Below are 18,228 nucleotides of genomic sequence, written 5' to 3' on the forward strand. Positions count from 1 at the left end.
CCGGTTCACCGGCACGGGACCTGTGGCGTAGAGGTCTTACTTTTCGGTCTTGAACGGGAAGCCCAGCGCCTTCAGCAGCGCGCGGCCCTCGTCGTCGTTCTTGGCAGAGGTCACCACGGTGATGTCCATGCCGCGCACGCGGTCGATCTTGTCCTGATCGATCTCGTGGAACACGGTCTGCTCGGACAGGCCGAAGGTGTAGTTGCCGTTGCCGTCGAACTGGCGGTCGGACAGGCCCCGGAAGTCACGGATGCGCGGGAGCGCGAAGGTGACGAGGCGGTCCAGGAACTCCCACATGCGGTCGCCACGGAGGGTGGCGTGCGTGCCGATCGGCATGCCCTCACGCAGCTTGAACTGCGCGATGGACTTGCGGGCCTTGGTGATCATCGGCTTCTGACCGGTGATCAGAGTCAGGTCGGCCACGGCGCCGTCGATGATCTTCGAGTCCTTGGCGGCCTCACCGACACCCATGTTGACGACGACCTTGACGATGCCCGGCACCTGCATGACGTTGCCGTAGGAGAACTCCTCCTGCAGGGAGGCGCGGATCTCCTCGCGGTACTTGGTCTTCAGACGCGGGGTGACCTTGGTGGTCTGCTGAACCTCGGTCATCACAGCTCCTTCCCCGAGGCCTTGGCGAAGCGGACCTTCACGGTCGTGCTCACGCCGTCCTTCTCGACGGTCTCGAAGCGGTAGCCCACGCGGGTCGGCTTCTTGGTCTCCGGGTCCACCACGGCCACGTTCGAGATGTGGATCGGGGCCTCGACGACCTGCAGGCCGCCCTCGGTGGAGCCGTTGTTGTTCTGGCCGGCACGCAGGTGCTTGGTCACGCGGTTGACGCCCTCGACCAGCACGCGGTCGGTGGACGGGAACACGCGCAGGACCTTGCCCTGCATGCCCTTGTCCTTGCCGGCGATGACCTGGACCAGGTCATCCTTCTTGATCTTCGCCATGGGTCAGATCACCTCCGGAGCGAGCGACACGATCTTCATGAAGCGCTTGTCGCGCAGCTCACGGCCCACGGGGCCGAAGATACGAGTGCCGCGCGGCTCGTTCTCGTTCTTGAGGATGACGGCCGCGTTCTCGTCGAAGCGGATGTACGAGCCGTCCGGACGGCGAGACTGCTTGCGAGCCCGCACGACCACAGCCTTGACGACATCGCCCTTCTTGACGTTGCCGCCGGGGATGGCGTCCTTCACGGTGGCGACGATGGTGTCGCCGATGCCTGCGTAGCGGCGTCCCGAGCCACCGAGAACACGGATGGTCAGGATCTCCTTCGCACCGGTGTTGTCGGCGACCTTCAGCCGCGACTCCTGCTGAATCACTTATCTCTCCTAGCGTCGCGCCGGTTCTCACCCCCGGTGGGCGAGCCTTGCGGAACGGTCAAGCGGTGATCCCGGCGTGCTTACCCCTGCCCCTCTCGCGTTCGGGCCCACACCTCTCCCCCACCGCATCTTCAGACAGCGGCGCGGTTCGGGGCAGGCTGCGGAACGCAGGGCAAGGCCGAGGCGGTTCCGGGATCGGCGTGCGACTCCCTCGGCACGCAGGATGGATGGTCCTGCCAACAAAGGGCGCACGAACATGGAAGTCTACAGCAAAGGCCCGCCCCTGCCAACGGCAGCGGACGGGCCTTCGCCTGTCATTCGGCTCACGCCGAACGCGTCACTTGGCGCGCTCGACGATCTCCGCGAGACGGAAATGCTTCGACGCCGACAGCGGTCGGGTCTCGGCGAGGCGAACGCGGTCGCCGACACCGGCGGCGTTCTCCTCATCGTGCGCCTTCACACGCTTGGTGGTGCGCATGACCTTGCCGTACAGCGCGTGCTTCTTGCGGTCCTCGACCTCGACCACGATGGTCTTGTCCATCTTGTCCGAGACGACGATGCCGCGGACGGACTTGCGGTAGCCGCGCTCCTCGGAGGCGGCGGCGGTCTGCTCGCTCACTTGGCAGCCTCCTCGTTCTTCTCGTCAGCCTTGCCCGGCGCGACGACGTCCTCGCGGATGCCGAGCTCGCGCTCACGCAGGATGGTGTAGATGCGGGCGATGTCACGCTTGACGGCCTTCAGTCGGCTGGAGTTGTCCAGCTGACCGGTGGCGGCCTGGAAGCGCAGGTTGAACAGCTCCTCCTTGGAGGACTTCAGGGCCTCCTGGAGACGGCCGTTGTCCATGCCGTCCAGGGACTCGACGTTCAGATCCTTGGTTCCGATGGCCATGGGATCACTCACCACCCTCTCGACGGATGATTCGGGCCTTCAGCGGCAGCTTGTGGATCGCGAGGCGCAGCGCCTCACGGGCGACGTCCTCGGACACACCGGACAGCTCGAACAGCACGCGGCCCGGCTTCACGTTGGCCACCCACCACTCGGGCGAGCCCTTGCCGGAGCCCATACGGGTCTCGGCGGGCTTCTTGGTCAGCGGGCGGTCCGGGTAGATGTTGATCCACACCTTGCCGCCACGCTTGATGTAACGGGTCATGGCGATACGCGCGGCCTCGATCTGACGGTTCGTCACATAGGCCGGCGTGAGCGCCTGGATGCCCCACTCACCGAAGGTCACGGCCGTGCCGCCCTTGGCGGTGCCGGTGCGCTTGGGGTGGTGCTGCTTGCGGTGCTTGACGCGACGGGGAATCAGCATCAGGCGTTTCCTCCTTCAGCGGGAGCGGCGGCCGGCGCGGTGTTCTCGCGGCGCGGAGCACGCTCAGCACGATCGTTGCGACGGCGACGCTCGCCACCGCGACGGTCGCCGCGGCCACGGCCGGACGGCTGAGCGGCCTCCTTGGCGGCCAGCTCCTTCGCGGTGAGATCGCCCTTGTAGATCCAGACCTTCACGCCGATGCGACCGAAGGTGGTCCGGGCCTCGAACTTGCCGTAGTCCACGTTCGCGCGGAGGGTGTGCAGCGGCACGCGGCCCTCGCGGTAGAACTCGGAACGGCTCATCTCGGCGCCGCCGAGGCGGCCGGAGCACTGGATCTTGATGCCCTTGGCGCCGGCACGCATGGCCGACTGGATGGCCTTCTTCATCGCGCGGCGGAAGGCCACGCGGGAAGCCAGCTGCTCCGCCACGCCCTGGGCGACCAGCTGGGCATCGGTCTCGGGGTTCTTGACCTCGAGGATGTTCAGCTGGATCTGCTTGCCGGTGAGCTTCTCGAGCTCCCCGCGGATGCGGTCGGCCTCAGCGCCGCGGCGACCGATCACGATGCCCGGACGAGCGGTGTGGATGTCCACCCGCACGCGGTCACGGGTGCGCTCGATCTCCACCTTGGAGATGCCGGCGCGCTCCATGCCGTTGGTCATCAGCTCGCGGATCTTGACGTCCTCCTTGAGGAAGTCCTTGTAGCGCTGACCGTCCTTGTGGGAGTCAGCGAACCAGTGCGAGACGTGGTCGGTGGTGACGCCGAGACGGAAACCGTTCGGGTTGATCTTGTTGCCCATTTACTCAGTTCCCACCCTTCTCGTCCTTGGTGGCGACCACCACGGTCACGTGGCTGGTGCGCTTGTCGATGCGGTAGGCGCGGCCCTGGGCACGCGGCTGGAACCGCTTCATGGTCGGGCCCTCGTCCACGTAGGCCTCGCTGATGTACAGCGAGTCCTCGTCGAACGCGAGGCCCTCACGGTCGGCCTTCACACGGGCGTTGGCCACGGCGGAGGCGACGATCTTGTAGACCGGCTCCGAAGCGCCCTGACGGGCGAACTTCAGGATGGCCAGGGCCTCCACGGTGTCCTTGCCACGGACCAGGTCGACGACGCGCCGGGCCTTCATCGGCGTCACGCGCAGGTGGCGCGCCATTGCCTTGGCTTCCATTGCTTCTCTCTTTCGAATCTCTCGAAGGTCAAGCTCCACGAACCGTCAGGCTCAGCGGCGCTTGCCCTTCTTGTCGTCCTTCACGTGACCGCGGAACGTCCGCGTGGGGGCGAACTCTCCGAGCTTGTGGCCCACCATGGACTCGGTGACGAACACCGGGATGTGCTTGCGGCCGTCGTGCACCGCGATGGTGTGGCCGAGCATGTCCGGGATGATCATCGACCGGCGAGACCAGGTCTTGATGACGTTCTTGGTGCCCTTCTCGTTCTCCGCCAGAACCTTCAGGTAGAGGTGCTGATCGACGAAGGGGCCCTTCTTCAGGCTGCGAGGCATGTCTTCTCAGCTCCCTTATCGCTTGTTCTTGCCGGAACGGCGACGACGCACGATGTACTTGTCGCTTTCCTTGTTGGGACGGCGGGTGCGGCCCTCGGGCTTGCCGTTCGGGTTGACCGGGTGACGGCCGCCGGAGGTCTTGCCCTCGCCACCGCCGTGCGGGTGGTCGACCGGGTTCATCACGACACCGCGGACGGTCGGGCGAACGCCCTTCCAGCGCATGCGGCCGGCCTTGCCCCAGCTGATGTTGGACTGCTCGGCGTTGCCCACCTCGCCGACGGTGGCGCGGCAGCGTACGTCGACGTTGCGGATCTCACCGGAGGGCAGGCGCAGCTGGGCGTACTTGCCCTCACGGGCGACCAGCTGGATCGCGGCGCCGGCCGAGCGGGCCAGCTTCGCACCGCCGCCCGGACGCAGCTCCACGGCGTGGATCATGGTGCCCAGCGGGATGTTGCGCAGCGGGAGGTTGTTGCCCGCCTTGATGTCGGCGTTCGGGCCGGCCTCGACCACGGCGCCCTGCCGCAGGTTGGCCGGGGCCAGGATGTAGCGCTTGGTGCCGTCGGCGTAGTGCAGCAGCGCGATGCGCGCGGTGCGGTTCGGGTCGTACTCGATGTGAGCGACCTTCGCCGGCACACCGTCCTTGTCGTGACGACGGAAGTCGATCAGACGGTACTGCCGCTTGTGGCCACCGCCCTTGTGACGGGTGGTGATGCGGCCGGTGTTGTTGCGTCCACCGGTCTTGTGCAGCGGACGGACAAGGGACTTCTCCGGCGTGGACCGGGTGATCTCTGCGAAGTCGGCCACCGACGAGCCACGCTGGCCCGGGGTGGTCGGCTTGTACTTACGGATAGCCATGTACCTGTTCCTCGATTAAGTGGTCTCCGCGGCGCCTCAGGAGGCGAGCGGACCTCCGAAGATGTCGATCGTTCCGTCCTTCAGCGTGACGATGGCACGCTTGGTGGACTTGCGCTGGCCCCAGCCGAAGCGGGTCCGACGGCGCTTGCCCGGACGGTTCAGGGTGTTCACCGAGGCGACGGACACGTCGAAGATGCGCTCGACGGCCTGCTTGATCTCGGTCTTGTTGGAGCGCGGGTCCACGAGGAAGGTGTACTTGCCCTCGTCGATCAGACCGTAGCTCTTCTCCGACACGACGGGAGCGATGATCACGTCGCGGGGATCCTTGTTGATGGAGCCGCTCACTGGGCATCCTCCTTCTTGGCACCGGTGGCGCGCGCCACGAACGCCTCGTAGGCGGCCTGCGTGAACACGACGTCGTCGGAGACGAGCACGTCGTAGGTGTTCAGCTGGTCGGCGTACAGGGTGTGCACGGCGGGCAGGTTGCGGACGGACAGGGCGGCGACGTCGTCGGCGCGGTCGATGACGACCAGCACGTTCTTGCGGCCGGTGTTCAGGGACTCCAGGCCGGCCTTCGCCGCCTTGGTGGACGGGGTCTCGCCGGTGACGAGGGCCTCGATCACGTGGATGCGACCGTGGCGGGCCCGGTCGGACAGGGCGCCGCGGAGCGCGGCGGCCTTCATCTTCTTGGGGGTCCGCTGCGAGTAGTCACGCGGGGTCGGGCCGTGGACGATGCCACCGCCGGTCATGTGCGGAGCGCGGATGGAGCCCTGGCGCGCGCGGCCGGTGCCCTTCTGCTTGAACGGCTTGCGACCGGCGCCCGACACCTCACCGCGGTCCTTCGCCTTGTGGGTGCCCTGGCGGGCGGCGGCGAGCTGGGCCACGACGACCTGGTGCATCAGCGGGACGTTCGCCTGCACGTCGAAGATCTCGGCGGGCAGGTCGACCTTGACGGTCTTCACAGAGTTGGCCATGGGTCTCAGGCTCCCTTCGCGGCGCTGCGCACGAGCACGACCTGGCCCTTGGGGCCGGGGACAGCGCCCTTGATCAGCAGCAGGTTGTTGTCCACGTCGATGCCGTGGAGCGTGAGGTTGTGGGTGGTCTGGCGGACAGCGCCCAGGCGGCCCGGCATGCGCATGCCCTTGAACACACGGCCCGGAGTGGCGGCGCCGCCGACGGAGCCCGGCTTGCGGTGGTTCTTGTGCTGACCGTGGGAGGCGCCCACACCGGCGAAGCCGTGACGCTTCATGGCGCCGGCGAAGCCCTTGCCCTTGGTGGTGCCCACGACGTCCACCTTCTGGCCGGCCTCGAAGACCTCGACGGACAGGTCCTGGCCGAGCTCGTACTCAGCGGCGTCGGCGGTGCGCAGCTCCACCAGGTGGCGGCGCGGAGTCACGCCTGCCTTCTCGAAGTGACCGGCCAGCGGCTTGGTCACGCGGCGGGGGTCGATCTGGCCGTAGGCGATCTGGACGGCGGTGTAGCCGTCGGTCTCCTCGTTGCGCAGCTGGGTGACCACGTTGGACTCGGACTGGACCACGGTGACGGGGATGAGCTTGCCGTTCTCGTCCCAGACCTGGGTCATGCCGAGCTTCGTGCCCAGCAGGCCCTTGACGTTACGGGTGTTGGTCATAGTCTCTCAGCACCTCCCTCTCAGAGCTTGATCTCGATGTTGACGTCCGCGGGCAGGTCCAGTCGCATGAGCGAGTCGACGGCCTTCGGAGTCGGGTCGATGATGTCGATCAGCCGCTTGTGGGTGCGCATCTCGAAGTGCTCACGGCTGTCCTTGTACTTGTGCGGAGAACGGATAACGCAGTACACGTTCTTCTCCGTCGGCAGCGGCACGGGGCCGACCACCGTTGCGCCTGCGCGCGTGACCGTGTCAACGATCTTGCGGGCCGAGACGTCGATGACCTCGTGGTCGTACGACTTCAGCCGGATGCGGATCTTCTGTCCCGCCATGGCGTCACGCCTCTCTCGTCGAGTAGCTGTTCCTGTCCCTGTGCGCAGGACACGTCCGTCCTGCATCTTGTCCTCGACCCATCCGGGGTGAATCCGGCTTTGCCGGGTTCCTCACCCTCGTCGGGCTCCGGTCCACGCGGTCGGGCGTGTCGCTCTCTCCGGGAGAGCAGACGCGCCGGCGTCGGACTGGAGGGAATGTGCATCTGGGCTCCGCAGCCGGCCACGAGACACATGGGCGGCGGCGCCTGGAGCGCTTGAGCAACTTATCCAGTATGACAGAGAACGGCACCGTCCGCCAACCGGCGCATCGGTGCCGTCCTGTGATCCTGGACGCGCCGGCCCAGCACGCAGGTGCGGGCAGTCAGTTCCCCCATTCGGTGGGCGGACCCGCCGTCAACAGCGCCACGAACACCACGGCCACCACGACGAGGGCGATCAGCACGCTCACGACCGGCCTGGCGAGCACGGCGCGCAGCAGCCGGTCCGCAGCGGAGTCCCGCCCGGGCTCATCGAGCACACGCCAGCGGTCCGCCGGCTCGCCCCGCCGCCCCATCGCGCGTTCGAAGGGCACGGTCATGAAGGGAACGACCGCCGAGCCCAGCGCCACCAGTCCTCGCCCGGCAGACCAACGCGAATCGATCCAGACGGCGACCACCACCACCACATAGCAGAGGAAGACGAAGCCGTGGACGCCGCCGCCCACGGGCATGAGCGCCTCGGTGACGCCGGTGTACTTGAGGGTCATCGCCAGGATCAGCAGCGCCCAGGTGACCATCTCCGCCGTGGCGGTGATCCCGAACAGTCGACGAGGAGCGGCGGGGGTCACCGCTCGATCTCCCCTCCGCGGTTCGCACGACGGATGCGCCTGGCGCGCTCGATCTCCGGCTTGAAGTGTCGGTAGAGGCCGACGCCGACGGCCACGACCGCCGCGAGGACCAGCAGGGTGATGAGGAATTCCATGCCCACCAGCGTACCGGTGCACATCGCCGCCCCGAGCACACGAGAAGGCCCCTCGCCTCCGAAGAGGCGAGGGGCCGTCGTCGCTGCGATCGGCTCACGGAACCGACCGGCTGCGATCAGAAGATCACTTGGTGATCTTGGTCACGCGGCCGGAGCCCACGGTGCGGCCACCCTCACGGATGGCGAAGCCGAGGCCCTCCTCCATGGCGATCGGCTGGATGAGCTCGACCGACATCTCGGTGGTGTCGCCCGGCATGACCATCTCGGTGCCCTCCGGCAGGGTGATGACGCCGGTGACATCGGTGGTGCGGAAGTAGAACTGCGGGCGGTAGTTCGAGTAGAACGGGTTGTGGCGGCCGCCCTCATCCTTGGACAGGATGTAGACGTTGGCCTCGAAGTTGGTGTGCGGGGTGATCGAGCCCGGGGCCACGACGACCTGGCCGCGCTCGACGTCGTCACGCTTCAGGCCGCGCAGCAGCAGACCGCAGTTCTCGCCGGCCCAGGCCTCGTCGAGCTGCTTGTGGAACATCTCGATGCCGGTGACGGTGGTCTTCTGCAGGTCGCGGATGCCCACGATCTCGACCTCGGAGTTGATGGCGAGGGTGCCGCGCTCGGCACGGCCGGTCACCACGGTGCCGCGGCCGGTGATGGTGAAGACGTCCTCGATCGGCATCAGGAACGGCTTGTCGCGGTCGCGGACCGGATCCGGGATGTACTCGTCGACGGCGGCCATCAGGTCCTGCACGGACTTGACCCACTTCTCGTCGCCCTCCAGGGCCTTGAGAGCGGACACGCGCACGACCGGAGCCTCGTCGCCGTCGAAGTCCTGGGAGGACAGCAGCTCACGGACCTCCATCTCGACGAGCTCGAGGAGCTCCTCGTCCTCGACCATGTCGGACTTGTTCAGGGCCACGAGCAGAGCCGGCACACCGACCTGGCGGGCCAGGAGGACGTGCTCACGGGTCTGGGCCATCGGGCCGTCGGTGGCGGCGACCACGAGGATGGCACCGTCCATCTGGGCAGCGCCGGTGATCATGTTCTTGATGTAGTCGGCGTGGCCCGGGGCGTCCACGTGGGCGTAGTGACGCTTCTCGGTCTGGTACTCCACGTGGGAGATGTTGATGGTGATGCCGCGCTGGCGCTCCTCCGGAGCGGAGTCGATGGTGGCGAAGTCACGGGCCTCGTTCAGGTCCGGGTACTGGTCGTACAGAACCTTCGAGATCGCCGCGGTCAGGGTGGTCTTGCCGTGGTCGACGTGGCCGATGGTGCCGATGTTGACGTGCGGCTTCGTGCGCTCGAACTTTGCCTTTGCCACAGTTCCTCCTAGAACGTGTTCATCATCGCGAAGACTTGAAGATTTCATGCAGCGTCGCAGGGCGTGCTGACAACTCTCCCGAGTCTACGCGTCGATGTGGTGTTGGGAAAATCCCGGCGGATGTGAGGACCAGTCCGGTTCCAGGCCAGCAGTGCCGCCTGAAGCGGACCGGACCTGACCCGTCCTGTGCGGGAGCCGCGCCGCCGGGGTGGTGCGGCTCCCGTGCTTCCCCGCGGCCGCAGCGTGTGCGGCCGCGGGGAGCAAGTCGGTTTCCGACGTGTGACCTGGGGTCACTCGCCCTGGGACTTCTCGATGATCTCGTCGGCGACGGCCTTCGGGACCTCGGAGTAGGAGTGGAAGGTCATCGAGAAGACCGCGCGACCCTGGGTGCGGGAGCGCAGATCGCCGATGTAGCCGAACATCTCCGACAGCGGCACGAGGGCCTTGACGACCTTCACGCCGGTGGCGTCCTCCATGGACTGGATCTGGCCACGGCGGGAGTTCAGGTCGCCGATGACGTCACCCATGAACTCCTCCGGAGTGCGGACCTCAACGGCCATCAGCGGCTCGAGGAGGACCGGGTTCGCCTTGTGCACGCCCTCCTTGAAGGCCTGCGAGCCGGCGATCTTGAACGCCATCTCCGAGGAGTCGACGTCGTGGTAGGCGCCGTCGAGGAGGGTCGCCTTCACGCCCACCATCGGGTAGCCGGCCAGCACGCCGAACTGCATGGCGTCCTGGATGCCCGCGTCCACCGACGGGATGTACTCGCGCGGCACACGGCCGCCGGTCACGGCGTTCTCGAACTCGTAGACCTCGCCCTCGGCGGTGTCCAGGGGCTCGAACTTGAGCTGGACCTTCGCGAACTGGCCGGAGCCGCCGGTCTGCTTCTTGTGGGTGTAGTCGACCTTCTCGACGGTGCGCTTGATGGTCTCGCGGTACGCGACCTGCGGCTTGCCCACGTTGGCCTCGACCTTGAACTCGCGCTTCATGCGGTCCACGAACACGTCGAGGTGCAGCTCGCCCATGCCGCCGATCTCGGTCTGGCCGGTCTCCTCGTTGAGGTTGACGCGGAAGGTCGGATCCTCGGCGACGAGCTTCTGGATGGCGGCGGAGAGCTTCTCCTGGTCGCCCTTCGACTTCGGCTCGATGGCCACGGCGATCACCGGCTCCGGGAACGACATGGACTCGAGGATGATCGGGTGGTCCGGGTTGCAGAGGGTGTCACCGGTGGTGGTGTCCTTCAGGCCGATCACTGCGTAGATGTGGCCGGCGACGACCTCCTCCACCGGGTTCTCCTTGTTGGCGTGCATCTGGAAGAGCTTGCCGATGCGCTCCTTCTTGCCCTTGGTGGCGTTGAGGATCTGCGCACCGGTCGCCAGACGGCCGGAGTACACGCGGATGAAGGTGAGGGTGCCGAAGAACGGGTGCGAGGCGATCTTGAAGGCCAGGGCCGAGAACGGCTCCTCCTTGGACGGCTCGCGGGTGAGCTCCTCGTCCTCGTCGTTGACGGCGTGGCCCTTCACGGCACCGGCGTCGAGCGGGTTCGGCAGGTAGGCGACCACGGCGTCGAGCATCGGCTGCACGCCACGGTTCTTGAACGCGGAGCCGCAGAACACCGGGTAGGCCTCGGCGTTCACGGTGAGCTTGCGCACGCCGGCGACGATCTCCTCTTCGGTGAGCTCCTCGCCCTCGAGGTACTTCTCCATGAGCTCCTCGTCGGCCTCGGCGACGGCCTCGAGCAGCTGGTTGCGGTACTCCTCGGCCTTGTCCTGCAGGTCGGCCGGGATCTCCTCGGTCACGTACTCGGCACCCATGGTGACGTCGCCCTTGGCGTCGCCCGGCCACACGAAGGCCTTCATGGTGATCAGGTCGACCACGCCGACGAAGTCGTTCTCGGCGCCGATCGGCAGCTGCATCACGAGCGGCTTGGCACCGAGGCGGGACACGATGGTGTCCACGGTGAAGTAGAAGTCGGCACCCAGCTTGTCCATCTTGTTGACGAAGCAGATGCGCGGCACTTCGTACTTGTCGGCCTGGCGCCACACGGTCTCGGACTGCGGCTCCACGCCCTCCTTGGCGTCGAACACGGCGACGGCGCCGTCGAGCACGCGCAGGGAGCGCTCCACCTCGACGGTGAAGTCCACGTGGCCGGGGGTGTCGATGATGTTGATCTGGGTGTTCTTCCAGAAGCAGGTCACCGCGGCGGAGGTGATGGTGATGCCGCGCTCCTTCTCCTGCTCCATCCAGTCGGTGGTCGACGCACCGTCGTGGGTCTCGCCGAGCTTGTGGTTCACACCCGTGTAGAAGAGGATGCGCTCGGTGGTGGTGGTCTTGCCGGCATCGATGTGCGCCATGATGCCGATGTTGCGGACCTTGTTCAGGTCGGTCAGCACGTCCTGTGCCACGGTGTCTCCCTTGTGTCGGGTGGGGTGGGGGCTCGTCAGAGTGGTACGGAGAAGGCCGCGGGGATCACTCCCCGGCGGCGGAGGGCCCGGAGCGCGGAGGACACCTCCCCGCCCCGGGCCGACGACGTCACCAGCGGTAGTGGGCGAAGGCCTTGTTGGCCTCGGCCATCTTGTGGCTGTCCTCACGGCGCTTCACGGCGCCGCCGAGGCCGTTCGACGCATCGAGGATCTCATTCATCAGCCGCTCGGTCATGGTCTTCTCGCGGCGGGCCTTGGAGAAGCCGACCAGCCAGCGCAGGGCCAGGGCGGTGGAACGGCCCGGCTTGACCTCGACCGGGACCTGGTACGTGGCACCGCCGACGCGGCGGGAGCGCACCTCCAAGGCCGGCTTGATGTTGTCCATGGCCTTCTTCAGGGTGGCCACCGGATCGTTGCCGGTCTTCTGACGGGTGCCCTCGAGGGCACCGTAGACGATGCGCTCGGCGGTGGACTTCTTGCCGTCGACCAGCACCTTGTTGATCAGCTGGGTGACCAGCGGGGAGCCGTAGACGGGATCGACGACGAGGGGGCGCTTCGGCGCGGGACCCTTACGAGGCATTACTTCTTCTCCTTCTTGGCGCCGTAACGGGAGCGGGCCTGACCGCGGTTCTTGACGCCCTGGGTGTCGAGCGCGCCGCGGACGATCTTGTAGCGCACGCCGGGCAGGTCCTTCACGCGACCGCCGCGGACGAGCACGATCGAGTGCTCCTGCAGGTTGTGGCCCTCGCCCGGGATGTACGCGGTGACCTCGATGCCGCCGCTGAGGCGGACACGGGCGACCTTGCGCAGCGCCGAGTTCGGCTTCTTCGGGGTCGTGGTGTACACGCGGGTGCACACTCCACGACGCATGGGGTTGCCCTGCAGAGCAGGGGCCTTCGTATTGACGATCTTCGGTGAGCGGCCCTTGCGGACCAGCTGCTGAATCGTAGGCACTCTTCAGCCTTCCTGTGTTTCGGTGATCGCTGACGTGATCTGCCGAGCCGGCAGGCCAGAGGGCCTCGGGTTCGGCGGCTGCTCGTTCCTCGTTCTGCCTCTCCTGTGGGGCTCCGTGAGCAAACGTCCGCAGGCGTGCAAAAGTGTGGCATTCGTTGCGCAACTTCCCCGCAACCCGGACCGCGTCCACACTGCCACACGAAAAACAATCGGATTGAGAATACCATGCGCGCCCATACGCGCCAACACGGGGTGGGAGAGGACACATCGGCCGGCCCGCGATCCCGGGCGCTCCCCGCACCCCGCCGTAGACTGGCCGCGTGACACCCGAACCTGATGCAGCACAGACGACCCCGTCCGCCCCGTCCGGTCCTTTGACCGTGCGCGGCATCGACGAGGCTCAGCACACCGCCTTCCTCGCCCGCCACCCGGAGGCCTCCTTCCTCCAGAACCCGCGCTGGGCCCAGGTGAAGACGGACTGGCGCGGCCAGTCCGTGGGCATCTTCCGCGGCACCGAGCTCGTGGGCGCGGCCCTCGTGCTCGCCCGCCGCCTGCCGGTGCCAGCCCGCGTGCCCGTGCTGGGCAAGGCCTTCCTCGCCTACATCGCCGAGGGACCGGTCCTCGACGAGGGCGTACGCCTCGTGGACGCGCTCACCCCGCTGGTGCAGCTGCTGAAGTCCCAGGGCGCCTTCCTGGTCCGCGTGGGCCCGCCCGGCGTGGTCCGCACCTGGGAGGCGGACACCGTCCGCAAGTCCCTCACGGACCCGCAGTACACGGTGCTCACCGACCTGCCCTGCGAGGTCACTCCCGGCGCCCTCGAGCTGCAGGACGAGCTCCGTGCCGCCGGCTGGCAGGCCCCCGAGGTCCTCGAGGGCTTCTCCGCGGGCCAGCCGATGTTCCAGGCCCGCATCCCGCTGAAGGACCTGGACGTGGACGGCGTGCTCGCCCGCATGTCCGGCTCCTCCCGCAAGCGCACCCGCCGCTCCACCCGCAACGACCTGGACGTCGTCACCGCCGGCGTCGAGCGTCTCGGCGAGTGGGAGGCCCTGCAGGACGAGACCGCCGAGCGCGACAAGTTCACCGGCCGTCCCAAGGAGTACTTCCAGCGCGTGATCGAGCAGCTGGGCGGCTCTGAGATCGCCGACGTCACCTACTACATCGCCGAGTACGAAGGGGAGCCGGTCGCCGCGGCCTTCCACTTCCGCCAGGGCCACATCTGCTACCGCCCCTACTCCGCCTCCTCCCAGAAGGAGCGCAAGCGGGACGCCCCCCGCCTGCTGCAGCTCACCCAGATCGAGGCCGGCATCGCCGACGGCTGCCACTGGCTGGACCTGGGCGGCGTGCCCGGCTCCGTGGACCACGAGAACCGGATCACCGGCCTCACCGAGTTCAAGACGACGCAGGGCGCCAACATCGTGCAGACCCACGGAGAGTGGGACTTCCCGGTCAACAGGCTCCTCGCCAAGGCGTTCACCCTGTACATGTCGCGTCGCTGACGCGTCCGCTCCCGGGAGCCCACGGCCCGGCGCCCTCCGCACGGAGGGGCCGGGCCGTCGTCGTTCCCTATGCCGTCCCGGCGCGTCACGACGACGGCACCCGCCTCCGCCCGCCGGTCCGCCCCGTCCCCGGCGGGCACGGCGGAGGGCCCGCCCCTCCCCCGCCATGCGGGAGCGGGACGGGCCCTCAGCGCAGCCGACCGGAACCGACGGATCCGGACCGGGTCAGGCGCGGAAGTCGCCGCCGCGGCCGTAGTCGTCCAGGGTCATGGCGTGGAAGTCGCCGCCCATGGACTGGTCCAGGCCCGGGTAGTCGAAGTCCGCGAAGCCGGAGGGCGAGGTGAACAGGTTCGCCTTCGCCTCCTCGGTCGGCTCCACCACGGTCTGGGTGTACCGGTCCAGGCCGGTGCCGGCCGGGATCAGCTTGCCGATGATCACGTTCTCCTTCAGGCCCAGCAGCGGGTCCTCCTTGCCCTCCATGGCCGCCTGCGTGAGCACGCGGGTCGTCTCCTGGAAGGACGCGGCGGACAGCCACGAGTCGGTCGCCAGCGAGGCCTTGGTGATGCCCATGAGCTCGTCACGGCCGGAGGCCGGCTGACGACCCTCGGACACGGCGGCGCGGTTGGCGGCCACGAAGCGGACGCGGTCGGTCAGCTCGCCCGGCAGCAGGTCGGTCTCACCGGACTCGATCACGGTGATGCGACGCAGCATCTGGCGGACGATGACCTCCACGTGCTTGTCGTGGATGCCCACACCCTGGGACTGGTACACGTTCTGCACCTCGTCCACGAGGAAGCGCTGGGCGGCTCGCGGGCCGAGCACGCGCAGCACCTGCTTCGGATCCACCGCACCGGCCACCAGCTGGGTGCCCACGGCCACGTGCTCGCCGTCCTCCACCAGCAGGCGCGCACGGCGCAGCACCGGGTAGGCGATGTCCTCGGAGCCGTCGTCCGGAGTCAGGATCAGGCGGATCGAGGTCTCGTCGTCCTCGACGGTCACACGACCGGCGACCTCGGAGATCGGGGCCATGCCCTTCGGCGTGCGGGCCTCGAACAGCTCCTGGATACGCGGCAGACCCTGCGTGATGTCGTCCGCGGACGCCACACCGCCGGTGTGGAAGGTACGCATGGTCAGCTGGGTGCCCGGCTCACCGATCGACTGGGCGGCGATGATGCCCACCGCCTCGCCGATGTCCACCATCTGGCCGGTGGCCATGGAGCGGCCGTAGCACTTCGCGCAGGTGCCCACGGCGGACTCGCAGGTGAGCACGGAGCGCACCTTGATCTCGGTCACGCCGGCGGCCACGAGCTCGCCGATCAGGACGTCGCCCACGTCGGCGCCGCCCTTCGCCACCACCGTGCCGTCGACCTCCACATCGGTCGCCAGGGTGCGGGCGAACGCCGAGTTCTCCACCGTCTCGTGCTGCCGCAGCTCGCCGTTGGCGTCGGCCAGGGCGATGGTCACGGCCAGACCGCGCTCGGTGCCGCAGTCCTCCTCGCGGACGATCACGTCCTGGGAGACGTCCACGAGACGTCGGGTCAGGTACCCCGAGTTCGCGGTCTTCAGCGCGGTGTCCGCGAGGCCCTTGCGGGCGCCGTGGGTCGCGATGAAGTACTCGAGCACGGACAGGCCCTCACGGTAGGAGGACTTGATCGGACGCGGGATGATCTCGCCCTGCGGGTTCGCCACCAGGCCGCGGATGCCCGCGATCTGGCGCACCTGGAGCCAGTTGCCTCGTGCACCGGAGGTCACCATCCGGTTGATGGTGTTCAGCGTCGGCAGGCCGGCACGCATGGCCTCGGCGACCTCGTCGGTCGCCTTGTTCCAGATGTCGATCAGCTCGGAGCGACGCTCGTCGTCCGCGATGAGGCCCTTGTCGTACTGGGCCTGCACACGACGGGCCTGCTCCTCGTAGCCCTCCATGATGGCGGCCTTGTCCATGTCCGAGGTGATGTCGGAGATGGCCACGGTGACTCCCGACCAGGTGCCCCAGTAGAAGCCGGCGTCCTTGAGGTTGTCCAGCGTCTGGGCGGTGACGGCCATCGGGTAGCGCTCGGCCAGGTCGTTGACCAGCTTGCCGAGGGTGCCCTTGGTGGCCTGGGTGTCCAGCCACGGGTAGTCGGCCGGCAGCAGGTCGTTGAAGATGACCTTGCCCAGGGTCGTCTCGATCAGGGCGGGCTCACCCTCGTTCCACTCCTCGGGAGCGGACACGGCGGCCGAGGGCACGAAGCCCTCCACCGCGATCGTGGCCGGGGCGTTCAGGTGCAGCTCGCCGGCGTCGAAGGCCATGATGGCCTCGGCGACCGAGGAGAACTCGCGGCCGGCGCCGACCTCGTCCTCGCGGACGGTGGTCAGGTGGTTCAGGCCGATGATCATGTCCTGTGCGGGGACGGCCACAGCGCGGCCGTCCGACGGCTTCAGGATGTTGTGGCTCGAGAGCATGAGCAGTCGGGCCTCGGCCTGGGCCTCCGGCGACAGCGGCAGGTGGACCGCCATCTGGTCGCCGTCGAAGTCCGCGTTGAACGCCGAGCAGACCAGCGGGTGCAGCTGGAGTGCCTTGCCCTCGACGAGCTGCGGTTCGAAGGCCTGGATGCCCAGACGGTGCAGGGTGGGTGCGCGGTTCAGCAGCACCGGGTGCTCGGTGATGACCTCTTCGAGCACGTCCCACACCTGGGGGCGGAAGCGCTCCACCATGCGCTTGGCGGACTTGATGTTCTGCGCGTGGTTCAGGTCCACGAGGCGCTTCATCACGAACGGCTTGAACAGCTCCAGCGCCATCTGCTTCGGCAGGCCGCACTGGTGCAGCTTCAGCTGCGGGCCGACCACGATGACCGAACGGCCCGAGTAGTCGACGCGCTTGCCGAGCAGGTTCTGGCGGAAGCGGCCCTGCTTGCCCTTGAGCATGTCGGAGAGCGACTTCAGCGGGCGGTTGCCCGGGCCGGTGACCGGGCGGCCGCGACGGCCGTTGTCGAACAGGGAGTCCACGGACTCCTGGAGCATGCGCTTCTCGTTGTTCACGATGATCTCGGGGGCACCGAGGTCGAGCAGGCGCTTCAGGCGGTTGTTGCGGTTGATCACGCGACGGTAGAGGTCGTTGAGGTCGGAGGTCGCGAAGCGGCCGCCGTCCAGCTGGACCATCGGGCGCAGCTCCGGCGGGATCACCGGGACCGCGTCGAGGACCATGCCCTCCGGGGAGTTGTCCGTGGTCAGGAACGCGTTGACGACCTTCAGACGCTTCAGGGCGCGGGTCTTGCGCTGGCCCTTGCCGGTCTTGATGGTCTCGCGCAGCATCTCGGCCTCGGCCTCGAGGTCGAAGGTCTCCAGGCGCTTCTGGATGGCCTCCGCGCCCATGGCACCGGTGAAGTACTGGCCGTACTTGTCGCGCATGGCGCGGTAGAGACCCTCATCGCCCTCGAGGTCGGCGACCTTGAGGTTCTTGAAGCGGTCCCAGACCTGCTCCTTGCGGTCCAGCTCCGCGTCCGCACGCTTGCGGATCTGCGCCATGGTCTTGTCCGCGGCGTCGCGGGCCTTCTTCTTCTCCGCGGCCTTGGCGCCCTCGGACTCCAGCTTGGCCAGGTCCTTCTCCAGGTCACCGGCGATCGCGGCGATGTCCGCGTCGCGCTGCTCGGCCAGGACACGGGTCTCCTGGTCGTGCTCGGCCTGCAGGTTCGGCAGGTCCTTGTGGCGGGCCTCCTCGTCCACAGAGGTGATCATGTAGGCCGCGAAGTAGATGACCTTCTCGAGGTCCTTCGGGGCCAGGTCCAGCAGGTAGCCCAGGCGCGAGGGCACGCCCTTGAAGTACCAGATGTGGGTCACGGGGGCTGCGAGCTCGATGTGGCCCATGCGGTCGCGGCGCACCTTGGAGCGGGTCACCTCGACGCCGCAGCGCTCGCAGACGATGCCCTTGAAGCGCACTCGCTTGTACTTGCCGCAGGCGCACTCCCAGTCACGGGTGGGGCCGAAGATGCGCTCGCAGAAGAGCCCGTCCTTCTCCGGCTTGAGGGTGCGGTAGTTGATGGTCTCCGGCTTCTTCACCTCGCCGTAGGACCAGCGGCGGATGTCCTCCGCCGTGGCCAGGCCAATGCGCATCAGGCCGAAAGAGTTGTCAGTGGACATGCTGTGAACGGTCATG

22 protein-coding genes are annotated in these 18,228 nt (G+C 67.7%); 1 reads left to right on the plus strand and 21 read right to left on the minus strand.

Features of this window, described 5'->3' with window-relative positions:
- Positions 1–36: 36 nt before the first annotated feature.
- From rplE to rpsL, 20 genes are all read right to left on the minus strand, one after another.
- The gene (rplE, locus tag CEQ11_RS10655; RefSeq protein WP_088478590.1) at positions 37–612 is read right to left on the minus strand and encodes a 50S ribosomal protein L5; all 576 of its coding nucleotides are present in this window, start codon (positions 610–612) and stop codon (positions 37–39) included.
- Positions 612–953 (minus strand): 50S ribosomal protein L24, encoded by a 342-nt coding sequence (rplX, locus tag CEQ11_RS10660; protein ID WP_067188427.1) that lies wholly within the window; start codon positions 951–953, stop codon positions 612–614. The genes rplE and rplX overlap by 1 nt, the downstream gene beginning before the upstream one ends.
- Before the next feature lie 3 nt (positions 954–956).
- Positions 957–1,325, minus strand: coding sequence for a 50S ribosomal protein L14 (gene rplN, locus CEQ11_RS10665; protein ID WP_067188429.1), 369 nt, complete (start codon positions 1,323–1,325; stop codon positions 957–959).
- A 337-nt stretch (positions 1,326–1,662) separates the two neighbouring features.
- A complete protein-coding gene (gene rpsQ / locus CEQ11_RS10670; protein WP_067188431.1) occupies positions 1,663–1,944 on the minus strand; it encodes a 30S ribosomal protein S17 in 282 nt (93 codons plus the stop codon).
- Entirely contained in the window at positions 1,941–2,213 is a 273-nt protein-coding gene (gene rpmC, locus CEQ11_RS10675; RefSeq protein ID WP_067188433.1) for a 50S ribosomal protein L29, read from the minus strand. Before rpmC ends, rpsQ begins: the two co-directional genes overlap by 4 nt.
- A 4-nt stretch (positions 2,214–2,217) precedes the next feature.
- Positions 2,218–2,634 (minus strand): 50S ribosomal protein L16, encoded by a 417-nt coding sequence (rplP, locus tag CEQ11_RS10680; RefSeq protein WP_067188434.1) that lies wholly within the window; start codon positions 2,632–2,634, stop codon positions 2,218–2,220.
- On the minus strand, positions 2,634–3,431 hold the full coding sequence (gene rpsC / locus CEQ11_RS10685; protein WP_088478591.1) for a 30S ribosomal protein S3: 798 nt from the start codon (positions 3,429–3,431) through the stop codon (positions 2,634–2,636). The genes rplP and rpsC overlap by 1 nt, the downstream gene beginning before the upstream one ends.
- A 4-nt stretch (positions 3,432–3,435) precedes the next feature.
- Positions 3,436–3,801 carry a 50S ribosomal protein L22 gene (gene rplV / locus CEQ11_RS10690; RefSeq protein ID WP_067188438.1) on the minus strand — a complete coding sequence of 122 codons (366 nt, stop codon included), beginning with the start codon at positions 3,799–3,801 and terminating at the stop codon, positions 3,436–3,438.
- Between the two features lie 51 nt (positions 3,802–3,852).
- Complete coding sequence (gene rpsS / locus CEQ11_RS10695; RefSeq protein WP_067188440.1) at positions 3,853–4,134, minus strand: 30S ribosomal protein S19; 282 nt, start codon at positions 4,132–4,134, stop codon at positions 3,853–3,855.
- A 15-nt stretch (positions 4,135–4,149) separates the two neighbouring features.
- Positions 4,150–4,989 carry a 50S ribosomal protein L2 gene (rplB, locus tag CEQ11_RS10700; protein WP_088478592.1) on the minus strand — a complete coding sequence of 280 codons (840 nt, stop codon included), beginning with the start codon at positions 4,987–4,989 and terminating at the stop codon, positions 4,150–4,152.
- Positions 4,990–5,025: 36 nt separating this feature from the next.
- Positions 5,026–5,334: a 50S ribosomal protein L23 gene (gene rplW / locus CEQ11_RS10705; protein WP_067188443.1), complete on the minus strand. Its 309-nt coding sequence runs from the start codon at positions 5,332–5,334 to the stop codon at positions 5,026–5,028.
- A complete protein-coding gene (rplD, locus tag CEQ11_RS10710) occupies positions 5,331–5,963 on the minus strand; it encodes a 50S ribosomal protein L4 (RefSeq protein WP_088478593.1) in 633 nt (210 codons plus the stop codon). Before rplD ends, rplW begins: the two co-directional genes overlap by 4 nt.
- 5 nt (positions 5,964–5,968) lie before the next feature.
- Positions 5,969–6,619 (minus strand): 50S ribosomal protein L3, encoded by a 651-nt coding sequence (rplC, locus tag CEQ11_RS10715; protein ID WP_067188447.1) that lies wholly within the window; start codon positions 6,617–6,619, stop codon positions 5,969–5,971.
- Between the two features lie 20 nt (positions 6,620–6,639).
- Complete coding sequence (gene rpsJ, locus CEQ11_RS10720) at positions 6,640–6,948, minus strand: 30S ribosomal protein S10 (protein ID WP_002857463.1); 309 nt, start codon at positions 6,946–6,948, stop codon at positions 6,640–6,642.
- A 361-nt stretch (positions 6,949–7,309) separates the two neighbouring features.
- Positions 7,310–7,774, minus strand: a complete 465-nt coding sequence (locus tag CEQ11_RS10725) for a DUF3817 domain-containing protein (protein ID WP_088478594.1) — start codon at positions 7,772–7,774, stop codon at positions 7,310–7,312.
- Positions 7,771–7,908: a hypothetical protein gene (locus tag CEQ11_RS12955; RefSeq protein ID WP_193763021.1), complete on the minus strand. Its 138-nt coding sequence runs from the start codon at positions 7,906–7,908 to the stop codon at positions 7,771–7,773. Before CEQ11_RS12955 ends, CEQ11_RS10725 begins: the two co-directional genes overlap by 4 nt.
- A gap of 124 nt (positions 7,909–8,032) precedes the next feature.
- Positions 8,033–9,223 carry an elongation factor Tu gene (gene tuf / locus CEQ11_RS10730; protein WP_088478595.1) on the minus strand — a complete coding sequence of 397 codons (1,191 nt, stop codon included), beginning with the start codon at positions 9,221–9,223 and terminating at the stop codon, positions 8,033–8,035.
- A gap of 290 nt (positions 9,224–9,513) precedes the next feature.
- Positions 9,514–11,628 carry an elongation factor G gene (gene fusA / locus CEQ11_RS10735; protein WP_088478596.1) on the minus strand — a complete coding sequence of 705 codons (2,115 nt, stop codon included), beginning with the start codon at positions 11,626–11,628 and terminating at the stop codon, positions 9,514–9,516.
- 127 nt (positions 11,629–11,755) lie between these two features.
- Positions 11,756–12,226, minus strand: a complete 471-nt coding sequence (gene rpsG, locus CEQ11_RS10740; RefSeq protein WP_067188458.1) for a 30S ribosomal protein S7 — start codon at positions 12,224–12,226, stop codon at positions 11,756–11,758.
- On the minus strand, positions 12,226–12,600 hold the full coding sequence (rpsL, locus tag CEQ11_RS10745; protein WP_067188459.1) for a 30S ribosomal protein S12: 375 nt from the start codon (positions 12,598–12,600) through the stop codon (positions 12,226–12,228). The genes rpsG and rpsL overlap by 1 nt, the downstream gene beginning before the upstream one ends.
- A gap of 320 nt (positions 12,601–12,920) precedes the next feature.
- On the opposite strand from rpsL, the gene CEQ11_RS10750 reads away from it, so the two are divergent.
- Positions 12,921–14,096 (plus strand): peptidoglycan bridge formation glycyltransferase FemA/FemB family protein, encoded by a 1,176-nt coding sequence (locus CEQ11_RS10750; protein ID WP_227718848.1) that lies wholly within the window; start codon positions 12,921–12,923, stop codon positions 14,094–14,096.
- Positions 14,097–14,321: 225 nt separating this feature from the next.
- Here the strand turns inward: CEQ11_RS10750 and CEQ11_RS10755 are convergent, their stop codons facing one another.
- Positions 14,322–18,212 carry a DNA-directed RNA polymerase subunit beta' gene (locus tag CEQ11_RS10755; RefSeq protein ID WP_088478598.1) on the minus strand — a complete coding sequence of 1,297 codons (3,891 nt, stop codon included), beginning with the start codon at positions 18,210–18,212 and terminating at the stop codon, positions 14,322–14,324.
- Positions 18,213–18,228 lie beyond the last annotated feature (16 nt).

Origin of the sequence: Micrococcus sp. FDAARGOS_333, from assembly GCF_002206575.2 — a bacterium.
Classification (GTDB): Bacteria; Actinomycetota; Actinomycetes; order Actinomycetales; family Micrococcaceae; genus Micrococcus; species Micrococcus lylae.

Coding starts and splice junctions, on each gene's coding strand:
- rplE (WP_088478590.1), bottom strand. CDS start 612: ATGACCGAGGTTCAGCAGACCACCAAGGTCACCCCGCGTCTGAAGACC.
- rplX (WP_067188427.1), bottom strand. CDS start 953: ATGGCGAAGATCAAGAAGGATGACCTGGTCCAGGTCATCGCCGGCAAG.
- rpmC (WP_067188433.1), bottom strand. CDS start 2,213: ATGGCCATCGGAACCAAGGATCTGAACGTCGAGTCCCTGGACGGCATG.
- rplP (WP_067188434.1), bottom strand. CDS start 2,634: ATGCTGATTCCCCGTCGCGTCAAGCACCGCAAGCAGCACCACCCCAAG.
- rpsC (WP_088478591.1), bottom strand. CDS start 3,431: ATGGGCAACAAGATCAACCCGAACGGTTTCCGTCTCGGCGTCACCACC.
- rplV (WP_067188438.1), bottom strand. CDS start 3,801: ATGGAAGCCAAGGCAATGGCGCGCCACCTGCGCGTGACGCCGATGAAG.
- rpsS (WP_067188440.1), bottom strand. CDS start 4,134: ATGCCTCGCAGCCTGAAGAAGGGCCCCTTCGTCGATCAGCACCTCTAC.
- rplB (WP_088478592.1), bottom strand. CDS start 4,989: ATGGCTATCCGTAAGTACAAGCCGACCACCCCGGGCCAGCGTGGCTCG.
- rplD (WP_088478593.1), bottom strand. CDS start 5,963: ATGGCCAACTCTGTGAAGACCGTCAAGGTCGACCTGCCCGCCGAGATC.
- rplC (WP_067188447.1), bottom strand. CDS start 6,619: ATGACCAACACCCGTAACGTCAAGGGCCTGCTGGGCACGAAGCTCGGC.
- rpsJ (WP_002857463.1), bottom strand. CDS start 6,948: ATGGCGGGACAGAAGATCCGCATCCGGCTGAAGTCGTACGACCACGAG.
- CEQ11_RS12955 (WP_193763021.1), bottom strand. CDS start 7,908: ATGGAATTCCTCATCACCCTGCTGGTCCTCGCGGCGGTCGTGGCCGTC.
- rpsG (WP_067188458.1), bottom strand. CDS start 12,226: ATGCCTCGTAAGGGTCCCGCGCCGAAGCGCCCCCTCGTCGTCGATCCC.
- CEQ11_RS10755 (WP_088478598.1), bottom strand. CDS start 18,212: ATGTCCACTGACAACTCTTTCGGCCTGATGCGCATTGGCCTGGCCACG.